Origin of the sequence: Burkholderia sp. MSMB1072 (assembly GCF_001524725.1) — a bacterium.
Lineage (GTDB): Bacteria > Pseudomonadota > Gammaproteobacteria > Burkholderiales > Burkholderiaceae > Burkholderia.
Map to the genome: position 1 here is coordinate 67,015 of NZ_LOYC01000030.1, position 20,845 is coordinate 87,859.

The window sequence follows — 20,845 nt, forward strand, 5'->3', positions numbered from 1 at the left end:
GGGAGACAGGTTCGGAAACGGCCGCGCGGCGCGCGGCACGATCGATGGGCAATTCAGTGGCCGGCATCGGCCACGCGCGCCTGCGCGGCAGCAAGACTCGCGCCGCCAGGCGGCGCATCGGCGTCGGGCGCCGCGGCATCGCGTGCGCGCGCCGGCGTGCGCGCGGCGGAGTCGGCACTCGCGGAAGGCTTGTCGGCCGACGACGCTGTCGAATCGGCTGCATGGCCGGCCGGCTTGTCGGCTGCGCGCGACGCGGCTTCGGCGGGTTTTTCTGCGGCCTTGTCGGGCCGCTCGGCCGGTTTGTCGGCCACCTTGTCGGTTGCCGGCTTCGCCGCCCGCTCGCCCTTGTCCGTTGCCGGCTCGACATGCGCCGCGCGAATCGCCGCCATCGGCGCGACGGCCGGCTCGCCCGTGCCCACAGCCGCAGCGGTTGCAGCCGGCGCCGCGCCGGCCGCTCTGGCCTCGCGCGCCGCCGCACGTTCCTTGCGCTCCGGCGAGCGCAGGTCGAGCGCTTCCTGCACGCCCTTCACGCCCGGCACGATCTCAGGTTCGACATGCTTGGACCCGCGTGCGTTTTTCGAGCGCTTCGGCTTCGCGGCCAGCATCGGCGCGGCCGCCATCACTTCGTCGAGCGCCTTCTTCGCGGCGGCCTGCTCGGCCGCGCGCCGGCTCGCGCCGGAACCCGATACCTTCACGTCGAGCTTCGGCACCGTGCACTCGACCTCGAACTGCTGATTGTGCGCCGCACCATGCGTCGCGACGACCGTATAGGTCGGCAGCGCGATCTTGTGCCCCTGCAAGTATTCCTGCAGCAGCGTCTTCGCGTCCTTGCCGAGCGTGCGCGGATCGATGTGGTCGAGAATCGGGATATAGAGCCGCTTGATGACCCCTTGGGCGGCTTCGAAGCCGCCATCGAGGAATACGGCCCCGATGATGGCTTCGAACGCGTCCGCGAGGATCGACGGGCGGCGGAATCCGCCGCTGCGCAGCTCGCCCTCGCCGAGCCGCAGGCCGTCCGAGATATTCAGGGCCTGAGCGATTTCGTACAACGACTGCTGCTTGACGAGGTTGGCGCGTACGCGCGACAGGTCACCTTCGTCCAGCTTGCCGAAACGCTGGAACAAAAGGGCGGCCACCGCGCAATTCAGAACGGAATCGCCGAGAAACTCGAGCCGTTCGTTGTGCGTGGCGCTGTGACTGCGATGGGTCAAAGCCTGGCGCAACAATTCCGCATTGCGAAATTCGTAGCGCAGCCGGCTTTCCAACTGGGATAGGGGCATGTGCAGGAGTATAACGCGGGCGCCCGGTCGGGCCGAAACGGCACGGCCGGACGCGAAAAGGCGTGTCGAGGCGGTGTTACCGCCGGTTCTTAAAGTAGTTCGGCAATACGCGACGCGGCCCGTGCGTCGCGTATTGCGTGTGAATCGAATGCGATCAGTTGAAGGAACCGATGCGCTTCAGGTCGCCGAAGTTCATCCAGATGAAGAACGCGCGGCCGACGATGTTCCGGTCCGGCACGAAACCCCAGTAGCGGCTGTCCGCGCTGTTGTCGCGGTTGTCGCCCATCATGAAGTAGTGACCGGGCGGCACCTTGCAGATCACGCCGCGGCTGTTGTACGTGCAGTTGTCGCGATACGGATAGTCGTATGCGCCCATCACGAACGGCGGCACGGCCGGGTTGTTGAGGATCGCGTTCTTCTTGTTGCCGATCGTTTCCTCGAACTGCTTCGCGTAATTCTGGCGCTCGTCGTCGAAGAAATCGGGCAGCGGCGTTTCGGGCACCGGCTGGCCGTTGATCGTGAGCTGCTTGTCCTGATACGCGATCGTGTCGCCCGGCAGGCCGATCACGCGCTTGATGTAATCGACCGACTCGTCCTTCGGATAGCGGAACACGACGACGTCGCCGCGCGACAGCGGGCTGCCCTGCGTGATCTTCGTGTTCGTGACCGGCAGGCGCAGCCCGTACTCGAACTTGTTGACGAGGATGAAGTCGCCGACGAGCAGCGTCGGCACCATTGAACCCGACGGAATCTTGAACGGCTCGACGACGAACGAACGCACGACGAACACGGCCAGGATCACCGGGAAGAAGCTCGCCGTGTACTCGAGCCACCACGGCTGGCGCAGCTTTTCGTCACGCAGCTTCGAACGCGTCTGCGCTGCGTTTTCGTCCGCGAAACGCTTGTCGATGCGCGACTGCTGGCGATCGAACTCCTCGATCGCCGAGTCGGCCGCCTTGCGACGCCGCGGCAGGAACACCAGTTTGTCCAGCACCCACGCTACGCCCGTCACGACGACGAGCACAAAAAGAATCAGCGCAAAATTCATAAAGGATCAGTCCTGTTATTTGTCTTCGACGCGCAAGATCGCGAGGAACGCCTCCTGCGGGATCTCGACCGAACCCACCTGCTTCATGCGTTTCTTACCTTCTTTCTGCTTCTCGAGCAGTTTCTTCTTCCGCGTGATGTCGCCGCCGTAGCACTTCGCGAGCACGTTCTTGCGGAGCGCCTTGATGTTCTCGCGCGCGACGATGTGCGCACCGATCGCGGCCTGGATCGCCACGTCGTACATCTGGCGCGGGATGATCTCGCGCATCTTCGCGGCGACTTCGCGGCCGCGATATTGCGATTGCGACCGGTGCACGATGATCGACAGCGCGTCGACCTTGTCGCCGTTGATCAGCATGTCGACCTTCACGACGTCCGACGAACGGTACTCCTTGAACTCGTAATCCATCGACGCATAGCCGCGCGATACCGACTTCAGGCGATCGAAGAAGTCGAGCACGATCTCGGCCATCGGGATCTCGTACGTGAGCTGCACCTGGCGGCCGTGATACTGCATGTTGATCTGCGAGCCGCGCTTCTGCTCGCACAGCGTGATCACCGAGCCGACGTAATCCTGCGGCATGTACAGGTTCACGGTGACGATCGGCTCGCGCACTTCGGCGATGCGGCCGGGCTCCGGCATCTTCGCCGGATTCTCGACCATGATCGTCGAGCCGTCGCTCTGCACGACCTCGTAGACGACCGTCGGCGCGGTCGTGATGAGATCCATGTCGAACTCGCGCTCGAGCCGCTCCTGTACGATTTCCATGTGCAGCAGCCCGAGGAAGCCGCAACGGAACCCGAAACCGAGCGCCTGCGACACTTCCGGCTCGTACTGCAGCGATGCGTCGTTCAGCTTGAGCTTCTCGAGCGATTCGCGCAGCGCGTCGTACTGGTTCGCCTCGACCGGATACAGCCCCGCGAACACCTGCGGCTTCACTTCCTTGAAGCCCGGCAGCGGCTCGGCAGCGGCCTTGGTCGCGTGCGTGACGGTATCGCCGACTTTCGCGGCCGTCAGTTCCTTGATGCCCGCGATGATGAAGCCCACCTGCCCGGCCGACAGCGACTCGAGATTGCGCGACTTCGGCGTGAACACGCCAACGTGCTCGACCGGATACTGCGCGCCGGTCGCCATCATCTTGATCTTGTCCTTCGGACGCAGCGTGCCGTTGACGATGCGCACGAGCATCACGACGCCGACGTAGTTGTCGAACCACGAATCGATGATCAGCGCCTGCAGCGGCGCGGCCGGATCGCCCTTCGGCGGGGGCACCTTCGCGATCAGCGACTCGAGCACGTCCTCGACGCCGAGGCCCGTCTTCGCGCTGCAGCGCGTCGCGTCGGTCGCGTCGATGCCGATCACGTCCTCGATTTCCTCGATCGCGTTCTCGGGGTTCGCGGCCGGCAGATCGATCTTGTTCAGCACGGGCACGACCTCGACGCCGAGCTCGATCGCCGTGTAGCAGTTCGCGACCGTCTGCGCCTCGACGCCTTGACTCGCGTCGACGACCAGCAGCGCGCCTTCGCACGCGGACAGCGAACGGCTGACCTCGTACGAGAAGTCGACATGCCCCGGCGTGTCGATCAGGTTCAGGTTGTAGACCTTGCCGTCGCGTGCGCGATAGGACAACGCGGCAGTCTGCGCCTTGATCGTGATGCCGCGCTCGCGCTCGATATCCATCGAGTCGAGCACCTGCGCTTCCATTTCACGGTCGGCGAGGCCGCCGCATACCTGGATGATGCGATCCGCGAGCGTCGACTTGCCATGGTCGATGTGGGCGATGATCGAGAAATTGCGAATATGATCCATTCAGTGCCGATCAAGCGAAAAAGGCGCGCTCACGACTGCGGAGCACGCCTTGTAAGTCGGTGAAAAAACGGCTTATTTTAGCCGAAAAGGCTTACGCCGGGCGGGATTTCGGACGCCCTGCCACGCGGGAGCCCGGCCGAGCCGACCGCCGGATCGTGCCCCGTGCGAAGCGGCGCCGGCCCGCGGCGGGCCCGGTTCAGCGCCGGGCCGCCAGCGCGTCGCGCACCCGCGCGTCGTCGAACCGGTGGCGGCACACTTCCGCGCCGTCCAGCAGCAGCACGGGCACGTCCTCGTCGTAACGCGCGACGAGCGCCGCATCGGTGTCGATGTCGATGTAGTCGACCGCGACGCCGAATTCGGCCGCCACCGGCGCCAGTGCGTCGCGCATGTCGTCGCACAGGTGGCACCAGCCGCGGCCGTAGAGCGTGAACATCGGCGCGTTACTTCTGGCGCGGCCGCACGGGCACGAACTGCGTGTTGTCGCCACGCCGCACGAGCACCGCGACCGCCTTCTGCGGATCGAGCTGCGCGGTCACGTCCGCGAACTGCTTCGCGCTCGTGATGTCGGTGTCGCCCACCCGCAGCACGATGTCGCCGCGCTGCAGGCCCGCACGGGCGGCCGGCCCGTCGACGCCGTCGATCTGCACGCCGTTCTTCAACTTCAGCGTCTTCATCTGCTCCGCCGTCAGGTCGCTGACCGTCAGGCCGAGCGAATTGGTCTGGCGCGGCTTCTGCGGTGCATTCTTGCGCTGCTCGGCCTTCGCCGTCGACTCGGCCGGCGTCTCGGCGATCGTGATCGGCAGATCGCGCGCCTGACCCTTGCGCCACACGCTGACCGTCGCCTTCGTGCCAGGCTTCGTGTCGCCGACCATGCGCGGCAGATCCGACGCCGCATCGACCGGACGGCCGTTGAACTTCAGGATAATGTCGCCCGGCTGGATGCCGGCCTTGTCGGCAGGGCCGCCCGGCTCGACGCTGCTGACGAGCGCGCCTTCGGCCTTCGGCAGCCCGATCGAGTCGGCTACGTCCTTCGTCACCTCGCCGATCGCCACGGCGATGCGGCCGCGCGTGACCTTGCCCGTCGCTTTCAGCTGGTCGGCCACGCGCATCGCCTCGTCGATCGGAATCGCGAACGAAATGCCCATGAAGCCGCCGGTCCGGCTGTAGATCTGCGAGTTGATGCCGATCACCTCGCCCTGCATGTTGATCAGCGGGCCGCCCGAGTTGCCGGGGTTCACGGCGACGTCGGTCTGGATGAACGGCAGGTAGTCGCCCGTGTTGCGGCTCTTCGAGCTGACGATGCCGGCCGTGACCGTGTTGTCGAGGCCGAACGGCGACCCGATCGCGACGACCCATTCGCCGACGCGCACCTTGTTCGAATCGCCGATCGCGACGACCGGCAGGTTCGACGCCTGGATCTTGACGACCGCGACGTCCGTACGGTCGTCGACGCCGATCAGCTTCGCCTTGAATTCGCGCTTGTCGGTCAGCGTCACGTAAATGGTGTCCGCATCGTCGACGACGTGCGCATTGGTCATCACGTAACCGTCGGCCGACACGATGAAGCCCGAGCCGACGCCGCGGTTCTGCTCGGTGTCGGGCGGATTGTCCGGTGCCGGCGCGTTCTTCGGGTTGCCGCCGTTGCCGCCGCCGTTACCGGGCGCCTGCGGCAGCGGAATGCCGAAGAAGCGCCGGAAGAATTCGGACATGTCGCCGTTGTCGAAGCCGGGCGGGAGCATCCCGCGCGGGCCGCTCGTCGGCACGTTGGCGGTGGTCCGGATGTTCACGACGGCCGGGCCGACCTTCTCGACCAAATCGGCAAAGTCGGGCAGGCTGGCAGCGGGAGCCGTCACAGCGAACGCGGTATGCGGCACGAGCGGCAGGCAGGCAGACAGCGCCGCCGCCGCGAGCCATTTGCGCAGCGTGAGTTTCATCATGTCGGAAGCCGTAGCGTTACTTGGAAGCCTTGTATTCTATGGCAGACGCGAACTGCTGCAACGTGGCCGGCGGCACTTCGCCGAGCACGGTGATCCAGTAGTCGCCGCGGCGCTTCACGAGAACGTGCGTCGCACCGGTGCTGCCCGCGCCTTCCTTGCGCGTATTCTTTTCGGCCGGCTCGATGAAAACCGAGATCGTCGCGAGGCCGTCGGTGAAGACGGCCTGATCGACCGGGATCGGCGGATCGCCCGCATCGCGCGCGGCCATCGGCCGGCGCACTTCACGAATCTTCTGGAAGCCGGCGACGCTCGGCGCAAGCTGCCAGCCCTGCGCCTCCATGTCGACCGCCGCGACCGGCGGGCGCACGACCGTCCAGCCGCTCAGATTGCGCATGCCGGCTGCAATCGCGGCCTTGTCGCCGCTTGCGCCGCCCGTCTGCAGTTGCGAGAACGCGATCTGTTCGAGCACGTGATCGTTCGCGTCGAGCGTCTGCGAACGCAGCAGCAGCCCGGTGCGCGCGTCGGCCCACAGCTTGTACGTGAAACGATACGCATCTTTCGGCACGAGCTCGACGACCTGCGCGTCGATCCCGGCCACACGGTCCTTGCCGAGCGACTTCGCATCGTAGACGGACATCACGTGCTCGCCGCTCGCGCCGAGCAGCGCGGGGAACGAGTCGCGCGTCTGGCGGCGTTCGACCACGCACAGCTTGCGCTCGGGCACGAACGTATACAGCTCGTCGTTGTGCCGCAGCAGCTTGCGCGGCTTGCCGTCGAGCGTCTCGATCCGCTCGAACTCGCCGTCGCGGGACGAGACGTGCGCGATGCGCGACGACTGCACGTACCCACCGCGCTGGTAGACGAACGTACCTTCGTAGCTCTGCTGCTGCGCCGCCTGCTGGACGCGGTCGAGCCAGTCAGCGGCGCCCTTGCGGGTCGCGACGGGATCGTCCGGTTGCTGGGCGCTGGCGGGAAGGGATTGAACGGACAACAGGGCGGCTGCGCAAAGCAAAAGGGCCGGCAGCCGCTTCCATCCGGAGATGGCGGGATTCAACTGCAATGTCCGCATCGGGGTTATTGGCCTGGCGTGGTGGTCACGGCAGCGCGGATCAGTGGCATCGAACCCGTGACGACGGGCTGCTGCGCGAATTGCTGGTGCGCTTCAAGGTATTGGTCGAGGCTGGCGTCGCGAATGATGTTGACGTCCTGCAGGCCCGGCTGGGTCGATGCCTGCGCAACCGTCACGCGCTGCAGGTTGCCGTTCTGCGGCGCGCCTGCCGATGCGACCTGGACGGCGCCCGGGGCGCCGGCCGTCTGCATCTGCGGGACGACGATCCACGTCAGCGTGGCGGCCGCGGCGGCCACCGCGAACGCGGGCACGACGCGGCGGCGCAGCGACAGCAGCTTGCGTGCGACCGGCGCGGCCGCCGGCGCCAGCAGGTGCGGCTCGCTTTCGAGCGCAGCCGACATGCGCGCTGTGAACGCGACGCTCAGCGCGGGCGACAGCGCGAGCTCGTCCGAGCGCAGCGCATCGCCGATCAAGTGGTACTGGGCCCATACGGCGCGATCCGCGCGGTCGAGTTCAGCCAGAAACTGCCCGTGATCCGGGCCGTCGAACATTTCGCCGTCGACCAGCGCGGAAATGCGCTCGCCGCGCGAGCACGCTTGCGATTGCGTATTGACCGACCCCATGATGCTCCCCATCTTGCACACCCCGTCGTGACTTCACGACTCTATCCGTTACTAGACCCCGACCCGCGTCGTTCCGCCCGTCGCGCTTACCAGCGCTTGCCTTCGGGCGTATCGAGCAGCGGACGCAATTTGGCAGCGATTGCTTCGCGCGCGCGGAAGATCCGCGATCGGACCGTCCCGATCGGACAGCCCATCATTTCCGCGATCTCTTCGTAGCTCAGGCCCTCGATCTCGCGCAGCGTGATTGCCTGGCGCAGTTCTTCGGGCAGCAGAGCCATTGCAGCGTTGACCGTCTCGGCAATCTGCTTGCTCATCAACATCGACTCAGGCGTGTTGATATCCCTTAGTTGGTCTGCGTCGGAGAAAGTTTCCGCTTCCTCCGCATCGGCCTCGGTCGAGGTCGGCGCCCGGCGGCCTTGCGTCGCAAGGTAGTTCTTCGCCGTGTTGACGGCAATTCGGTACAACCACGTATAGAACGCCGATTCGCCGCGGAATTGCGGCAACGCACGATACGCCTTGATGAACGCGTCCTGGGCCACATCCTCGACCTCGGCGGGATCCCGCACGAGGCGCGAGATCAGCCGAATGATCTTGCGGTGGTATTTGGAGACCAGGAGTTCGAACGCCGCCTTGTCGCCCTTCTGTACGCGCTCGACCAGAGCCTGATCGATTTCTTTTTCACTCACCTGACAAATCCGTTAACTAGGGATGCAACGCGGAGCGTTATTGTAGCGTTCCGGCGCCGGGCGCTGGTTACGGCCGGTAACCGCGCCGCCGTCATGCCCGCCCCGCCGCCCCGGCCGTCCTCGCCAGCACCGACAGCGCGCTGAACGATGCGGCGTCGAGCGCGTCGGCCGGAATCAGCAGCGGCCGGGCCCGCCGGGCACCCTGCCCGACCGACAGCACCAGCAGCAGGCTGCTCCAGTGCGCGTGGCCCGTCACGCGGCCGCGGGCCAACAACTGCCCGGTGCGGCCAAACGCCGCAATCTCCCCGAAGGCATCGATCCGCAGCTCGGCCGGCAGCCGGCGGGCGCAGGCCCGCACCGCCCATACGGCCAGCAGGGCCGCCGTCGCGGCCGACACGCCCGCGCCGGCGGCAACGCCCGCGCGCGGCGCCCAGAACAGGTACGCCGACGCGGCAGCCGACGCGACGAACGCGGCCAGCACGAGATACGACACGGCCGAGGCCCGCAGCGCAAAGCGCTGCGGACGCCCGGCCGGAGCATCGAATGGACTCGTCAAGCGATTCGACGTCAGACGCGCTTGAACACCAGCGTGCCGTTGGTACCGCCGAAGCCGAAGTTGTTCTTCACGGCCACGTCGATCTTCATGTCACGCGCGGTGTTCGCGCAGTAATCGAGATCGCACTCGGGGTCCTGGTTGAAAATGTTAATGGTCGGCGGCGACACGTTGTTGTGCAGCGCCAGCACCGTGAACACCGATTCGAGGCCGCCCGCGCCACCCAGCAGGTGGCCCGTCATCGACTTCGTCGAGTTGACCACCATCTTGTACGCGTGCTCGCCGAAGGCCGCCTTCACCGCGTCGGACTCGTTCTTGTCGCCCAGCGGCGTCGACGTGCCATGCGCGTTCAGGTACTGGACCTCGTCCGGGTTCATGCCGGCGTCGCGCAGCGCCGCGACCATGCAGCGGCGCGGGCCGTCCATGTTCGGCGCGGTCATGTGGTACGCGTCGCCCGTCATGCCGAAGCCCGCGACTTCCGCGTAGATCTTCGCGCCGCGCGCCTTCGCCGCCTCGTACTCTTCGAGCACCATCACGCCCGAGCCCTCGCCCAGCACGAAGCCGTCGCGGTCCTTGTCCCACGGACGCGACGCGGTAGCCGGATCGTCGTTGCGGGTCGACAGCGCGCGCGCTGCCGCGAAACCGCCGATGCCGAGCGGCGACACCGTCGATTCGGCGCCGCCCGCGACCATCACGTCGGCGTCGCCGGCCTGGATCAGGCGCGCGGCGAGGCCGATGCTGTGCAGGCCGGTCGTGCAGGCCGTCACGGCCGCGAGGTTCGGGCCCTTCAGGCCGAACATGATGCTCAGGTGACCGGAGATCATGTTGATGATCGAACCCGGCACGAAGAACGGCGAAATGCGGCGCGCGCCGCGATCGACGTAGGTCTGGTGCGTGTCTTCGATCATCGGCAGGCCGCCGATGCCGGAACCGACCAGCACACCGATGCGTTCCGCATTGGCTTCGGTCACTTCCAGCCCGCTGTCGCGGATGGCCTGGACGCCGGCGGCGATGCCGTAATGGATGAACGTATCCATGTTCCGGGCTTCCTTCGCCGGGATGTATTCCTCGGCGCTGAAACCCTTCACTTCGCCCGCGAAATGGCACGCGAGGTTCGACGCATCGAACTTCGTGACGGTGGCGATACCGGACTTGCCGGCGACGAGATTGGCCCAGCCGTCGGCAACATTATTGCCAACAGGCGAAATCAGCCCCAGGCCTGTAACGACAACACGACGGCGGCTCACGGTAACCTCTTTTCCATTATTGGATGACAAAAACAAAAGCCACAGTGGCCACAGGAATCAGCCCTGCGAGCCCTGTGGCTGTTAGTCCGTCCGGCGCGAAGCCGGCAGGATGGCGCGTCAATCGCGAAGATCGCGGCGACGTGGCGGACAAGCGCGAAAGGCGCTTACGCCTTGACGTTTGCGCGAGCGTAGTCGATCGCTTGCTGAACGGTCGTGATCTTCTCTGCTTCTTCGTCCGGGATTTCCATGCCGAACTCGTCTTCGAGCGCCATCACCAGTTCGACCGTGTCGAGCGAGTCGGCGCCCAGGTCGTTCACGAACGAAGCTTCGTTCTTGATCTCGGCTTCGGCGACGCCCAGTTGTTCAGCGACGATCTTCTTGACACGTTGTTCGATGTTGTCCATTACCCCTCCGAGGGAAAGTTCAGATTTACAAGTGCGCGCATTTTATCAGGTTTGCTGACGCCAAAACGCGCGTTGGCTTGATGGTCGATCAAGCGCCGATCCGCCTGAAAAACGGGATACGGCGCGGATGGTAAACGAAAACCGTTACGACATGTACATGCCGCCGTTCACGTGCAGCGTCGTGCCGGTGATGTAACCGGCCTGCGGCGATGCGAGGAACGCGACGGCATGGGCGATGTCCTCCGGGCTGCCGAGGCGGCCGAGCGGAATCTGGGTCTTGAGCGCGGCCTGCTGTTCTTCCGGCAGCGTCTTCGTCATGTCGGTGTCGATGAAGCCCGGCGCCACGCAGTTCACGGTGATGCCGCGGCTGCCGATTTCGCGCGCGAGTGCGCGCGTCATGCCCGCGACGCCGGCCTTCGCGGCCGCATAGTTGACCTGACCCGGATTGCCGGCCGAGCCGACCACCGACGTGATGTTGATGATACGACCGCCGCGCGCCTTCATCATCGGGCGCAGCACCGCACGCGACAGACGGAACACCGACTTCAGGTTGGTGTCGATCACCGCATCCCAGTCCTCGTCCTTCATCCGCATCGCGAGCTGGTCCTGCGTGATGCCCGCGTTGTTGACGAGCACGTTCAGCGCACCGAATTCCTTCACGGTCGCGTCGATCAGCGCTTCGGCAGCCGCCGCGTCGTTGACGTTCAGCACCGCGCCGCGGCCCGCGACACCTGCTTCCGCGAACGCCGCGGTGATCGCGGCGGCGCCCGATTCGCTCGTCGCCGTGCCGATCACCGTCGCGCCCAGACGCGCGAGTTCGAGCGCGATCGAACGGCCGATGCCGCGCGACGCGCCGGTCACGATCGCAACCTGTTTATCGAGAGTCTTGTCCATGGATCGAATATCCGTTGCTTGGGAAAAGGCGCCGCGTCAGGCGGTCACCAGCTTGAGCGCTTCGTCGAGCGAAGCCGGATCGAACACCGACGCCCCCGTCAGATTGCCGTCGATGCGCTTCGTCAGGCCGGCGAGCACCTTGCCCGGACCGCATTCGATCACGTGCGTGATGCCCGTGCCCGCGATGTGCCGCACGCACTCGACCCAGCGCACCGGGCCCGCGGCCTGGCGCACCAGCGCATCCTTGATCGCAGCCGGATCGCTCGTCACCGCGACGTCGATGTTGTTGACGACCGGAATCTGCGGCGCCTTCACGTCGACGTTCGCGAGATAGTCGCGCAACTGATCCGACGCCGGCTTGAGCAGCGACGAATGGAACGGCGCCGACACCGGCAGCGGCAGCGCGCGCTTCGCGCCCTTCGCCTTCGCGATTTCGCATGCCTTTTCGACCGCGGCCTTGCTGCCTGCGATCACGACCTGCGCGGGCGCATTGAAGTTCACCGCTTCGACGACGCCCGCTTCCGCGGCTTCGGCGCATACCGCACGCACCGCGTCGTCGTCGAGGCCCAGGATCGCGGCCATGCCGCCCTGGCCGACCGGCACGGCCGTCTGCATCGCCTGCGCGCGAAAGCGCACGAGCGGCACCGCGTCCTTGAACGCGATCGCGCCGGCCGCGACGAGCGCCGTGTATTCACCGAGGCTGTGGCCAGCAACGATCGACGGCGCCGGGCCGCCTGCCTGCTGCCACGCGCGGTAGCACGCGTACGCTGCGGTCAGCATCACGGGCTGCGTGTTGGTGGTCAGGTTCAGCTCTTCGGCCGGACCTTCGGCGATCAGCTTGCCGAGATCCTGATCGAGCGCGTCGGACGCTTCCTGGAGCGTCTCGCGCACGACGGCCAGATCGGCGAATGCGTTGAGCATGCCGATCGCCTGCGAGCCCTGCCCCGGAAAAACGAATGCGAATTTCATATCGTCCCCAATTGAATCGATTCGAACGGCGCGCGCGAGCGGCGCGCCGGTTGGAGATCCGCGCGCGGCTTGTCGCGCGCCGCGGATCAGAAGCGGAAGACCGACGCGCCCCAGGTGAAGCCGCCGCCGACGCCTTCGATCAGCACGTGCTGACCGCGCTGGATGCGGCCGTCGCGCACCGCGACGTCGAGCGCCAGCGGGATCGACGCGGCCGACGTGTTGCCGTGCTGGTCGACCGTCACGACCATGCGCTCCTGCGGCAGGCCGAGCTTGCGGCAGGTGCTGGTCATGATGCGGATGTTGGCCTGGTGCGGAATCAGCCAGTCGATTTGCTCGGGCGCGAGATTCGCCTTCGCGAGCGCTTCGATCGCGACTTTTTCGAGCACGTTGACCGCGAGCTTGAACACGGCCTGCCCGTCCATGTGCAGGAACGCGCTGCCGTCGATCACGCCGCGATTGACGTTGCCCGGCGTGCACAGGATGTTCGAGTAGCTGCCGTCCGCGTGCAGCGCGCTGCCGAGCACGCCCGGCTCTTCCGATGCGGACAGGATCACCGCGCCCGCGCCGTCGCCGAACAGCACGCAGGTCGTGCGGTCCTTGAAGTCGAGAATGCGCGAGAACGTCTCCGCGCCGACCACGAGCGCCGTACGGTGCTGGCCGCTGCGGATGAAGCTGTCGGCCGTCGCCATCGCGTATGCGAAGCCCGAACACACGGCCTGCACGTCGAATGCCGCGCCGCCGTTCTTGATGCCGAGCTTGTTCTGCAGCAGGCACGCGGTGCTCGGGAACACGAAATCGGGGGTCGAAGTCGCGACGATGATCAGGTCGATCGACTGCGGATCGACACCGGCCGCTTCGATCGCACGACGCGATGCCTCGAGCGCGAGATCGCTCGTCGTGACGTCGGGTGCGGCGAAATGGCGCGCATGGATGCCCGTACGCGCCACGATCCATTCATCGCTCGTCTCGATGCCTTCCTTCGCAAGACGATCGGTCAACTGCTGGTTCGTGACGCGGTCGGGCGGCAGGTAGCTGCCCGTGCCGAGCACGCGGGAATAGAGAGTCGATTGGGCCATTTATACTTTAGAGGATTGCGCAGCGGAAGGTTCGGCGTGATGGCCTGCGGCAGGGCTTGCATGGCCCGCGCCGCCCGCGTCGTGCTCGCCGTCGCCGAGCGACGCCGAATTATCCGCCATCGCGCGCGCGAGGCGCTCCAGCACCCCGTTTTTGACGGCATCATACCCGCGTTTGATCGCCCACTCAAACGCGTAGGCGTCTGCCGAGCCGTGGCTCTTGATCACGAGGCTCTTCAGCCCCAGCAACGCCGCGCCGTTGTACTGGCGGTGGTCGACGCGCTTCTTGAAACGCATCAGCACGGGCAGCGCGAGTAGCGCCATCAGCTTCGACATCAGCGAACGGCCGAACTCCTCGCGGATGATGTCCGACAGCATCTGCGCGAGCCCTTCCGACGTCTTCAGCGCGACGTTGCCGACGAAGCCATCGCAGACGATCACGTCGACGGTGCCCTTGTAGATGTCGTTGCCTTCCACGTTGCCGCGGAAATTGAGCGTGCTGGCGCGCAGCAGCTCGCCTGCGCGCTTGATCGTCTCGTTGCCCTTGATGACCTCTTCGCCGATGTTCAGCAGGCCGATCGTCGGGCGCTCCTTGCCTTCGAGCGCGGCCACCAACGCGTGCCCCATCTCCGCGAACTGCAGCAGATGCTGCGGTTCGCAGTCGACGTTCGCGCCGAGGTCCAGCATCATCGTGTAGCCGGTCGGGTTCGGCAGCGCGAACGCGATCGCGGGCCGCTCGATGCCGGGCAGCGTCTTGAGTACGTAACGGGAAACGGCCATCAACGCGCCGGTATTGCCGGCGGAAATGCAGGCCTGCGCCGCGCCTTCCTTGACGTGGTTGAGCGCGACGCGCATCGAAGAATCCTTCTTCTTGCGCAGCGCCACTTCGACAGGGTCGTCCATCGCCACGACTTCGGTGGCGGGCACGATGGTCAACGCGGGATCGTCGAGGGCTTTCAGCTTCTTCAACTGAGCGCGAATCGCGCTTTCGATGCCGACGAGCATCAGGTGCGCATCGGGATGCGCGCGGACGAACTTGACTGCCGCGGGAACGGTCACGGACGGGCCGTGGTCGCCTCCCATGCAATCGATTGTGAGCTTTACGGTCATGGAATGCGACGAATTTCAGGCACAAAAAAGCGGCAGTTGAATGCCGCCTTTTTGTTGAGCCAGGAAAGTGTCAAGCGAACCAGTTGTCACGCGAACGGCGAGCGTAGCGCGCAACGCGTGACTTGACGCTTAGTCGTTCTTCGTCTTGACGACTTTCTTGCCGCGATAGTAGCCGTTCGGGCTGACGTGGTGACGCAGGTGCACTTCACCCGTGCTCGGCTCGACTGCCAGCGGCGCTGCCGTCAGGAAATCGTGCGAACGATGCATGCCGCGCTTCGACGGCGACTTCTTGTTTTGCTGGACTGCCATGACTAACTCCTAAATAATTTTCCGGATTCTAACACAGCCCGATCCGGCGCTTAACTACCCTGGCCCAAAGCCCTACGCCTTCCCGCGCCACAACTGCTCAGTGTTTCTTGGTGCCGTCACCGTCCTTCTTCAACGCTTGCAGCGCTGCGAACGGATTCGGCCGTTTGCCTTCGTCCCCGGCTTCGTCGGACTCCTCGTCCGACTCTTCCGCGGGACCGCTCGCGCCCGACACGAGGCTTTCGTGAACTGCCGGGCAAACCTCGTGCTTGGGCACGAGCGGCAACGAAAGCAGCAATTCCTCTTCGATCAAGTCGACGAGATCGAACTGGCGTGAGCCCACGATCACATCGGCTTCATCGTCGTCGAGCGGAAATTCCTCGGCTTCTTCTTCGGTCGCGACGATCCGGTACGTCATGTCGACGTCGAACGCCTGATCGTACGGCGTCATGCAGCGCTGGCACGTGAGCCATGCATGGCCGTGCACCGCGAGGCGCAGATACGGCTGCTGCCCGTCGGCGCCGTCGTCCTGCAACTCTTTCTGCGTGAACCCTTCCGCCTGCCACGTGAAGACCGTGTCGCGATCCGGCGCGTCCGTCGGCACTTCGTTTAACATGCGCGGCAGTTGCGAGAGGCGCACTGCCCCGGCCGCCTGCCGCCCGCTGCGGGCGAACTCGAACAGGTCGACCGCATGCGGATCGAGGGCCGCTGCAGGTTTGCCAGAAGAAGTGTTCATGTGCGCTCCTGCCTACAGGCTGACTTGCGGGATCCGGCTTGGCACCGCTCGCGTACGGCTCATCGAGGGATGCCGTACTTTACTTCCGAAGACCCGGCAGGCGCCACCACAGCGAAAGCCTGCCGACGAAAAGCGGGAAAGCATACCTGTTTTACCTTTTGCGGTCAATCACTTAAGCTTGCGTCCGCGCAACGCCGCGCCACACCTGACGACTCACCGATCCAACCGACCATGCCGGATACCGTTTGCCGCCCGCCGCGGCTGATTCTTGCCTCCAGTTCCCGCTACCGCCGCGCGCTCCTCGAGCGCCTCGGCGTACCGTTCGACGTCGTGTCGCCCGACCTCGACGAAACCCCGCTCGCCGGCGAAACGCCGGCCGCGACCGCGCTGCGTCTCGCCGGCGCGAAGGCGCGCGCCGTGGCCGCGACGATCGACGCGCCGGACGGCGTGCTCGTGATCGGGTCGGACCAGGTCGCGACCTTCGACGGGCGCCAGATCGGCAAGCCCGGCACGCATGAGCGCGCGCTCGCGCAACTCGTGTCGATGCAGGGCCGCGAAGTCGAATTCCACAGCGCGCTCTGCCTGTACGACAGCCGTACGGACGACGCGCAGATCGAGGACATCGTCACGCACGTGCGCTTCCGTTCGCTGCCCGAAGCCGAACTCGACGCCTACCTGCGCGCGGAAACGCCGTACGACGTGGCCGGCAGCGCGAAATCCGAAGGGCTCGGCATCGCACTGCTCGACGCGATCGACTCGGACGACCCGACCGCGCTCGTCGGCCTGCCGCTGATCGCCCTCACGCGGATGCTGCGCGCCGCCGACTACCCGCTGTTTGCCATCACCCGAGGAGACCGCGCATGACCGCCGGCACGCTTTATCTTGTCCCCAACACGCTCGGCGAAGGCGACGAATCGATGCTCGCCGCCGTGCTGCCCGCGGCCGTGCAGGCGCGCGCCGGCACGCTCGGCTATTACATCGGCGAAAACGCGAAAACGACCCGCGCGTTCCTGAAGAAGATCGGCACGACGCGTCCGATCCAGGAAATCGAGATCAGCGAGCTGAACGTGAATACGCCGGCAGGTGCCGTCGACCGGCTGCTCGCGCCCGTGCTGGCCGGCGCGGACGCCGGCCTCGTGTCGGAGGCCGGCTGCCCGGCAGTCGCCGACCCCGGCGCGCTGCTGGTGCGCCGCGCGCACGAGCGCGGCGTGAAGGTCGTGCCGCTCGTCGGGCCGAGTTCGATCCTGCTCGCACTGATGGCGTCGGGCCTGAACGGCCAGAGTTTCGCGTTCAACGGCTACCTGCCGGTCGATGCGGCCGCGCGCGCGAAGCGCCTGCGCGAACTCGAGCAACTGTCGCGCAAGGCGCGCCAGACGCAGATCTTCATCGAAACGCCGTACCGCAATCACGCGATGCTCGACACGCTGGTCGCGACCTGCGCGCCGTCGACGCAGATTTGCGTGGCGGCCGATCTGACCCTTGCGACCGAGACGATCGCGAGCCGCACGGTGGCGGACTGGAAAAAGGCGCCCGCGCCGAATCTGCACAAGCGCCCCGCGATCTTCCTGCTGCTCGCGAACTGATGCCGCGACCGATGAAAATGAAAGGCGGGCCATCGCGGCCCGCCGATTGCTGCCGTCGGCCGGCGGCCGTCAGCGCAGGTTGACCGACGCGCCGCCGGCCGTCAGCGCCTTCATCGCGGCGCCCCCGACGGCCGCGCCGAACTTGCGCGCGACACGATTCGTCAGGCTTTCCTTCACCGTATAGTCGACCAGATCCGGCGCCTTCAGCACGTCGCGCGCGACCGTGTCGGTCGTGCCGTAGCCGTCGGCGAGCCCGAGCTCGACGCTCTTCTCGCCGGTCCAGAACAGGCCCGAGAACATGTCGGGCGTCTCGTGCAGCCGCTTGCCGCGGCCATCCTTCACGGCCTTGATGAACTGCGCATGCACCTGATCGAGCAGCGCCTGCGCGTGCGCATCCATCTTCGGCGTTTCCGGCGAGAACGGATCGTAGAAGCCCTTGTTTTCTCCCGACGTATGCAGGCGCCGTTCGACCCCGAGCTTGCCCATCAGCCCGGTGAAGCCGAACCCGTCCATCAGCACGCCGATCGACCCGACGATGCTCGCCTTGTCGACGAAGATCTTGTCGGCCGCGGACGCGATGTAATAGCCGCCCGATGCGCACATGTCGGTCACGACGACGTACAGCGGCTTGCTCGGATACTTGCCGCGCAACCGCCGGATCTCGTCGTAGACCATGCCGGCCTGCACCGGGCTGCCGCCCGGGCTGTTGATCCGCAGCACGACGCCGACCGTGCCGTCGTCGTCGAACGCGGCGTCGAGCGCCGTGTTGATGTCGTCGGCGTTCGCGTTGACGCCGGCCGCGATTTCGCCGTCGATCGTCACGAGCGCCGTATGCCGCCCGCTCGACGAAAACTTCGAATCGCTCGAGAAATCGATCAGCGCGAACGCGAGCAGCACGAACACGCCGAGAAACGCGAAGCGGAAGAAGATCTTCCAGCGCCGTGCCGCGCGCTGCTCCTTGACGGCCGCGAGCGCGATCCGCTCGAGCGCCGCGCGCTCCCAGCCTGGTTCACGGTCGTCGGGACGGGAGGAAGAATCCGGGGAATTCGGTTGGTCGGCCATGCAATGGTGTCGTCAGTCGGTCGTGGCGGGAGTGGCAGGATGCAGATCGGCATCGGGCACCCAGAATACCGCACGCCCGTCGGGCGTGTCGCGCTCGTCGACCTCGACCGGCCGCAGGCGGCCGCCGCGGCACGGGCCGCCGACGCACTTGCCGGTATCCGGCGCATAGATCGCGCCGTGCGTCGCGCACATCAGATAGAGGCCCGACGACTCGAAGAACTGCCCTTCGGCCCAGTCGAGCTCCATCGGCACATGCGCGCAGCGGTTCAGGTAGCCGTAGGCGCGGCCGTCGTAGCGCACGAAGAACACGACGGCCGGCTCGCCGCGCAGCGTCGCGTCGACGCGCACGCCGGCGCCGCCGTCGATCAGCGCGTCCGATGCGCACACGCGCACGGCGTCCGGCGCCGCGCTCATGCGTGCTCCCGCAGCCATGCGGCCAGCGCGCCGACGTCCGGCGCGACGAAGCGCGGCGCGAGCGCCGCCAGCGCGTCGGCCGTGTGCGCGCCGTACGACACCCCGACGCCTGCCGCGCCGGCGCTGGCGGCCATTTGCAGGTCGTGCGTGGTGTCGCCGATCATCACGGTGCGCGACAGGTCCTGCCCCAATTCCCGCGACAACTCGTGCAGCATCGCCGGATGCGGTTTCGAGAACGTCTCGTCGGCGCAGCGCGTCGCGTCGAACCAGCTCGTCAGCTTCGACTGGTCGAGCACGCGGTTCAGCCCTACCCGCCCCTTGCCGGTCGCGACGGCGAGCAGATAGCCCGTGTCGCGCAGTTCGGCGAGCAGCTCGCGCACGCCGGCGAACAGCTCGATGCGCTGGTCGTCGAGCAGATAGTGGTAGCGGTAGCGCTCGGCCAGCCGCGCGTAGTCGGACGGATCGAGGGTCGGAGCCGCGATCCGCAGCGCATCGCGCAGGCCAAGGCCGATCACGTAGCGGGAAGCCTCGTCGGACGGCGTGGGCAGGCCGAGATCGCGGCACGCGGCCTGGATGCTGTGCGCGATGTGCGCAGTCGAATCCATCAGCGTACCGTCCCAGTCGAAGACGATCAGGTCAAATTGCTGTCGGGCCATGCGGTTCAGGCGGTATCGCGCAATGCGCTGAGTTGGTCGAGAAAGCGCCGGCATTCGGCCGGCAGCGGCGCGTCGAACTGCAGCGCCTCGCCGGTCAGCGGATGAGCAAGCCGCAGCCGGTGCGCATGCAGGAACATCCGTTTCAACGACGGCTGCGCATTCGCGCGCGCCAGCGCCTTGTTCAGTGCGAAATCGCCATACTTGGCGTCGCCGGCGATCGGCAGGCCGAGATGCGCGAGGTGCACCCGGATCTGATGGGTCCGACCCGTTTTGAGTTCCGCTTCGACGAGCACATAGTCGGACCAGCGGTCGACGAGGTTGAACACCGTATGCGACGGCAGCCCGTCGTCCTGCACGCGCACGCGGCGCTCCCCTTCCGGGGTCGAATACTTGAACAGCGGCACCTTCACTGCGCGGCGCCGGCCCCAGTCGGGCTGCCATTCGCCGTGCGCGCACGCGAAGTAGCGCTTGTCCATCCGGTTCTCGCGGATCTGCTCGTGCAGGCCCACGAGCGCCGTGCGCTTCTTCGCGAGCATCAGGATCCCGGACGTCTCGCGGTCGAGCCGGTGCACCAGTTCGAGGAATTTCGCACGCGGGCGCGCCTGACGCATCTGCTCGATCACGCCGAACGCGACGCCGCTGCCGCCGTGGACCGCGACGCCGGCCGGTTTGTCGATGACGAGCATCGCGTCGTCCTCGTACAGCACGTCGAAATTCGCGGGCGGCACGACGGGCGTGTCGGCGCGCGCGAGATCGGCCGCGGCCACGCGCACCGGCGGCACGCGGACGAGGTCGCCGAGCGCCAGGCGGTACTGCGCGTCGATCCGGCCCTTGTTGACGCGCACTTCGCCGCTGCGCAGGATCCGGTAAATATGGCTTTTCGGCACGCCTTTACAGACGCGCAACAGGAAATTGTCGATCCGCTGACCGGCCGAGTTTTCGTCGATCTCGATCGTCGATACCTGGCCGCTTGCGACCGAATTCTGGGATATTTTGCCTAACTCATTCATACTGAATATAATTTTGCCCAGCCTGACGTTGTGGGTGGCCTGATCGGCCGGCCCCGGCTGAATTGGGCAAGGCGCAAGCGCAAACTGCTATTTTACTTGCGCCGGGGGTCCGCTGCTCGCCCCTAATCAAAGAGAAGCAGCAAGTTGCACGCACGGCGCCGCCCGTCGGCAAGGATCGCGCCCACAGGCGGATTCGGTCGGCAAGGCGCCGCGGTAACGGAAAGTTGGTTGAAAAGAATTTGATCGGCAGCCCGGCGGCGCGAAGTACGTCCGCAGGCTGCCGGTTGCGAAAATTACGGCGTTGCGCCCGATTTGGCCCCGCGAAGCGTGCGGGGCTTGGCGACGTCAAACCAGGGAAGTACACCCCAAGCGGGAA

Annotated in this window: 23 protein-coding genes; 2 read left to right on the forward strand and 21 right to left on the reverse strand. The window is 66.2% G+C overall.

The window, feature by feature from the left end; all coding sequences use genetic code 11:
• Nucleotides 1-53 precede the first annotated feature (53 nt).
• The 17 genes from rnc to WS89_RS13690 all read right to left on the reverse strand — a co-directional run bounded on the left by rnc (nt 54) and on the right by WS89_RS13690 (nt 15,744).
• Nucleotides 54-1,280 (reverse strand): ribonuclease III, encoded by a 1,227-nt coding sequence (gene rnc / locus WS89_RS13610; RefSeq protein ID WP_059791468.1) that lies wholly within the window; start codon nt 1,278-1,280, stop codon nt 54-56.
• 154 nt (nt 1,281-1,434) lie between these two features.
• Entirely contained in the window at nt 1,435-2,328 is an 894-nt protein-coding gene (lepB, locus tag WS89_RS13615) for a signal peptidase I (protein ID WP_059501582.1), read from the reverse strand.
• A 15-nt stretch (nt 2,329-2,343) separates the two neighbouring features.
• A complete protein-coding gene (gene lepA, locus WS89_RS13620; RefSeq protein ID WP_059501585.1) occupies nt 2,344-4,137 on the reverse strand; it encodes a translation elongation factor 4 in 1,794 nt (597 codons plus the stop codon).
• A gap of 196 nt (nt 4,138-4,333) precedes the next feature.
• Nucleotides 4,334-4,570, reverse strand: coding sequence for a glutaredoxin family protein (locus tag WS89_RS13625; protein WP_006476497.1), 237 nt, complete (start codon nt 4,568-4,570; stop codon nt 4,334-4,336).
• A gap of 7 nt (nt 4,571-4,577) precedes the next feature.
• Complete coding sequence (locus WS89_RS13630) at nt 4,578-6,074, reverse strand: DegQ family serine endoprotease (protein WP_059501587.1); 1,497 nt, start codon at nt 6,072-6,074, stop codon at nt 4,578-4,580.
• Nucleotides 6,075-6,090: 16 nt separating this feature from the next.
• Entirely contained in the window at nt 6,091-7,143 is a 1,053-nt protein-coding gene (locus WS89_RS13635; RefSeq protein WP_059791470.1) for a MucB/RseB C-terminal domain-containing protein, read from the reverse strand.
• Between the two features lie 5 nt (nt 7,144-7,148).
• Nucleotides 7,149-7,766: a sigma-E factor negative regulatory protein gene (locus WS89_RS13640; protein ID WP_059501590.1), complete on the reverse strand. Its 618-nt coding sequence runs from the start codon at nt 7,764-7,766 to the stop codon at nt 7,149-7,151.
• An 86-nt stretch (nt 7,767-7,852) separates the two neighbouring features.
• Nucleotides 7,853-8,452, reverse strand: a complete 600-nt coding sequence (gene rpoE, locus WS89_RS13645) for an RNA polymerase sigma factor RpoE (RefSeq protein WP_006490873.1) — start codon at nt 8,450-8,452, stop codon at nt 7,853-7,855.
• Between the two features lie 91 nt (nt 8,453-8,543).
• Nucleotides 8,544-9,008, reverse strand: coding sequence for a protein YgfX (locus WS89_RS13650; protein ID WP_059791472.1), 465 nt, complete (start codon nt 9,006-9,008; stop codon nt 8,544-8,546).
• Between the two features lie 11 nt (nt 9,009-9,019).
• Nucleotides 9,020-10,252, reverse strand: a complete 1,233-nt coding sequence (fabF, locus tag WS89_RS13655; protein WP_059501592.1) for a beta-ketoacyl-ACP synthase II — start codon at nt 10,250-10,252, stop codon at nt 9,020-9,022.
• Nucleotides 10,253-10,416: 164 nt separating this feature from the next.
• A complete protein-coding gene (acpP, locus tag WS89_RS13660) occupies nt 10,417-10,656 on the reverse strand; it encodes an acyl carrier protein (RefSeq protein ID WP_004197638.1) in 240 nt (79 codons plus the stop codon).
• A 144-nt stretch (nt 10,657-10,800) separates the two neighbouring features.
• Nucleotides 10,801-11,550, reverse strand: a complete 750-nt coding sequence (fabG, locus tag WS89_RS13665) for a 3-oxoacyl-ACP reductase FabG (RefSeq protein WP_034206773.1) — start codon at nt 11,548-11,550, stop codon at nt 10,801-10,803.
• A gap of 36 nt (nt 11,551-11,586) precedes the next feature.
• Nucleotides 11,587-12,519: an ACP S-malonyltransferase gene (fabD, locus tag WS89_RS13670; protein ID WP_059791474.1), complete on the reverse strand. Its 933-nt coding sequence runs from the start codon at nt 12,517-12,519 to the stop codon at nt 11,587-11,589.
• Between the two features lie 86 nt (nt 12,520-12,605).
• The gene (locus WS89_RS13675; RefSeq protein WP_059501594.1) at nt 12,606-13,595 is read right to left on the reverse strand and encodes a beta-ketoacyl-ACP synthase III; all 990 of its coding nucleotides are present in this window, start codon (nt 13,593-13,595) and stop codon (nt 12,606-12,608) included.
• A complete protein-coding gene (gene plsX, locus WS89_RS13680; RefSeq protein WP_059791476.1) occupies nt 13,596-14,702 on the reverse strand; it encodes a phosphate acyltransferase PlsX in 1,107 nt (368 codons plus the stop codon).
• A 129-nt stretch (nt 14,703-14,831) separates the two neighbouring features.
• Nucleotides 14,832-15,011 (reverse strand): 50S ribosomal protein L32, encoded by a 180-nt coding sequence (gene rpmF, locus WS89_RS13685; RefSeq protein WP_006051932.1) that lies wholly within the window; start codon nt 15,009-15,011, stop codon nt 14,832-14,834.
• A gap of 97 nt (nt 15,012-15,108) precedes the next feature.
• Nucleotides 15,109-15,744, reverse strand: coding sequence for a YceD family protein (locus WS89_RS13690; RefSeq protein WP_034206769.1), 636 nt, complete (start codon nt 15,742-15,744; stop codon nt 15,109-15,111).
• 231 nt (nt 15,745-15,975) lie between these two features.
• On the opposite strand from WS89_RS13690, the gene WS89_RS13695 reads away from it, so the two are divergent.
• Nucleotides 15,976-16,608 (forward strand): Maf-like protein, encoded by a 633-nt coding sequence (locus tag WS89_RS13695; RefSeq protein ID WP_059791478.1) that lies wholly within the window; start codon nt 15,976-15,978, stop codon nt 16,606-16,608.
• Nucleotides 16,605-17,327 (forward strand): SAM-dependent methyltransferase, encoded by a 723-nt coding sequence (locus WS89_RS13700; protein WP_059501598.1) that lies wholly within the window; start codon nt 16,605-16,607, stop codon nt 17,325-17,327. Before WS89_RS13695 ends, WS89_RS13700 begins: the two co-directional genes overlap by 4 nt.
• A gap of 69 nt (nt 17,328-17,396) precedes the next feature.
• On the opposite strand, the gene WS89_RS13705 is transcribed toward WS89_RS13700, so the two are convergent.
• From WS89_RS13705 to WS89_RS13720, 4 genes are read right to left on the reverse strand one after another with little or no spacing between them, the layout of a single operon-like run.
• Entirely contained in the window at nt 17,397-18,389 is a 993-nt protein-coding gene (locus WS89_RS13705) for a S49 family peptidase (RefSeq protein ID WP_059501600.1), read from the reverse strand.
• 12 nt (nt 18,390-18,401) lie between these two features.
• A complete protein-coding gene (locus WS89_RS13710) occupies nt 18,402-18,803 on the reverse strand; it encodes a Rieske (2Fe-2S) protein (RefSeq protein WP_059501717.1) in 402 nt (133 codons plus the stop codon).
• On the reverse strand, nt 18,800-19,459 hold the full coding sequence (locus WS89_RS13715; protein WP_034206764.1) for an HAD-IA family hydrolase: 660 nt from the start codon (nt 19,457-19,459) through the stop codon (nt 18,800-18,802). Before WS89_RS13715 ends, WS89_RS13710 begins: the two co-directional genes overlap by 4 nt.
• Before the next feature lie 5 nt (nt 19,460-19,464).
• Nucleotides 19,465-20,469, reverse strand: coding sequence for an RluA family pseudouridine synthase (locus WS89_RS13720; RefSeq protein WP_059791480.1), 1,005 nt, complete (start codon nt 20,467-20,469; stop codon nt 19,465-19,467).
• Between the last annotated feature and the right edge of the window lie 376 nt (nt 20,470-20,845).

Bases quoted from the DNA above. Each gene is read 5' to 3' on its own strand.
- WS89_RS13710 (WP_059501717.1), bottom strand. From the start codon at position 18,803: ATGAGCGCGGCGCCGGACGCCGTGCGCGTGTGCGCATCGGACGCGCTG.
- lepA (WP_059501585.1), bottom strand. From the start codon at position 4,137: ATGGATCATATTCGCAATTTCTCGATCATCGCCCACATCGACCATGGC.
- plsX (WP_059791476.1), bottom strand. From the start codon at position 14,702: ATGACCGTAAAGCTCACAATCGATTGCATGGGAGGCGACCACGGCCCG.
- WS89_RS13640 (WP_059501590.1), bottom strand. From the start codon at position 7,766: ATGGGGTCGGTCAATACGCAATCGCAAGCGTGCTCGCGCGGCGAGCGC.
- rpmF (WP_006051932.1), bottom strand. From the start codon at position 15,011: ATGGCAGTCCAGCAAAACAAGAAGTCGCCGTCGAAGCGCGGCATGCAT.
- fabG (WP_034206773.1), bottom strand. From the start codon at position 11,550: ATGGACAAGACTCTCGATAAACAGGTTGCGATCGTGACCGGCGCGTCG.
- WS89_RS13705 (WP_059501600.1), bottom strand. From the start codon at position 18,389: ATGGCCGACCAACCGAATTCCCCGGATTCTTCCTCCCGTCCCGACGAC.
- WS89_RS13635 (WP_059791470.1), bottom strand. From the start codon at position 7,143: ATGCGGACATTGCAGTTGAATCCCGCCATCTCCGGATGGAAGCGGCTG.
- WS89_RS13715 (WP_034206764.1), bottom strand. From the start codon at position 19,459: ATGGCCCGACAGCAATTTGACCTGATCGTCTTCGACTGGGACGGTACG.
- WS89_RS13675 (WP_059501594.1), bottom strand. From the start codon at position 13,595: ATGGCCCAATCGACTCTCTATTCCCGCGTGCTCGGCACGGGCAGCTAC.
- acpP (WP_004197638.1), bottom strand. From the start codon at position 10,656: ATGGACAACATCGAACAACGTGTCAAGAAGATCGTCGCTGAACAACTG.
- fabD (WP_059791474.1), bottom strand. From the start codon at position 12,519: ATGAAATTCGCATTCGTTTTTCCGGGGCAGGGCTCGCAGGCGATCGGC.
- WS89_RS13690 (WP_034206769.1), bottom strand. From the start codon at position 15,744: ATGAACACTTCTTCTGGCAAACCTGCAGCGGCCCTCGATCCGCATGCG.
- lepB (WP_059501582.1), bottom strand. From the start codon at position 2,328: ATGAATTTTGCGCTGATTCTTTTTGTGCTCGTCGTCGTGACGGGCGTA.
- WS89_RS13695 (WP_059791478.1), top strand. From the start codon at position 15,976: ATGCCGGATACCGTTTGCCGCCCGCCGCGGCTGATTCTTGCCTCCAGT.
- WS89_RS13720 (WP_059791480.1), bottom strand. From the start codon at position 20,469: ATGAATGAGTTAGGCAAAATATCCCAGAATTCGGTCGCAAGCGGCCAG.
- rnc (WP_059791468.1), bottom strand. From the start codon at position 1,280: ATGCCCCTATCCCAGTTGGAAAGCCGGCTGCGCTACGAATTTCGCAAT.
- WS89_RS13625 (WP_006476497.1), bottom strand. From the start codon at position 4,570: ATGTTCACGCTCTACGGCCGCGGCTGGTGCCACCTGTGCGACGACATG.
- WS89_RS13630 (WP_059501587.1), bottom strand. From the start codon at position 6,074: ATGATGAAACTCACGCTGCGCAAATGGCTCGCGGCGGCGGCGCTGTCT.
- WS89_RS13700 (WP_059501598.1), top strand. From the start codon at position 16,605: ATGACCGCCGGCACGCTTTATCTTGTCCCCAACACGCTCGGCGAAGGC.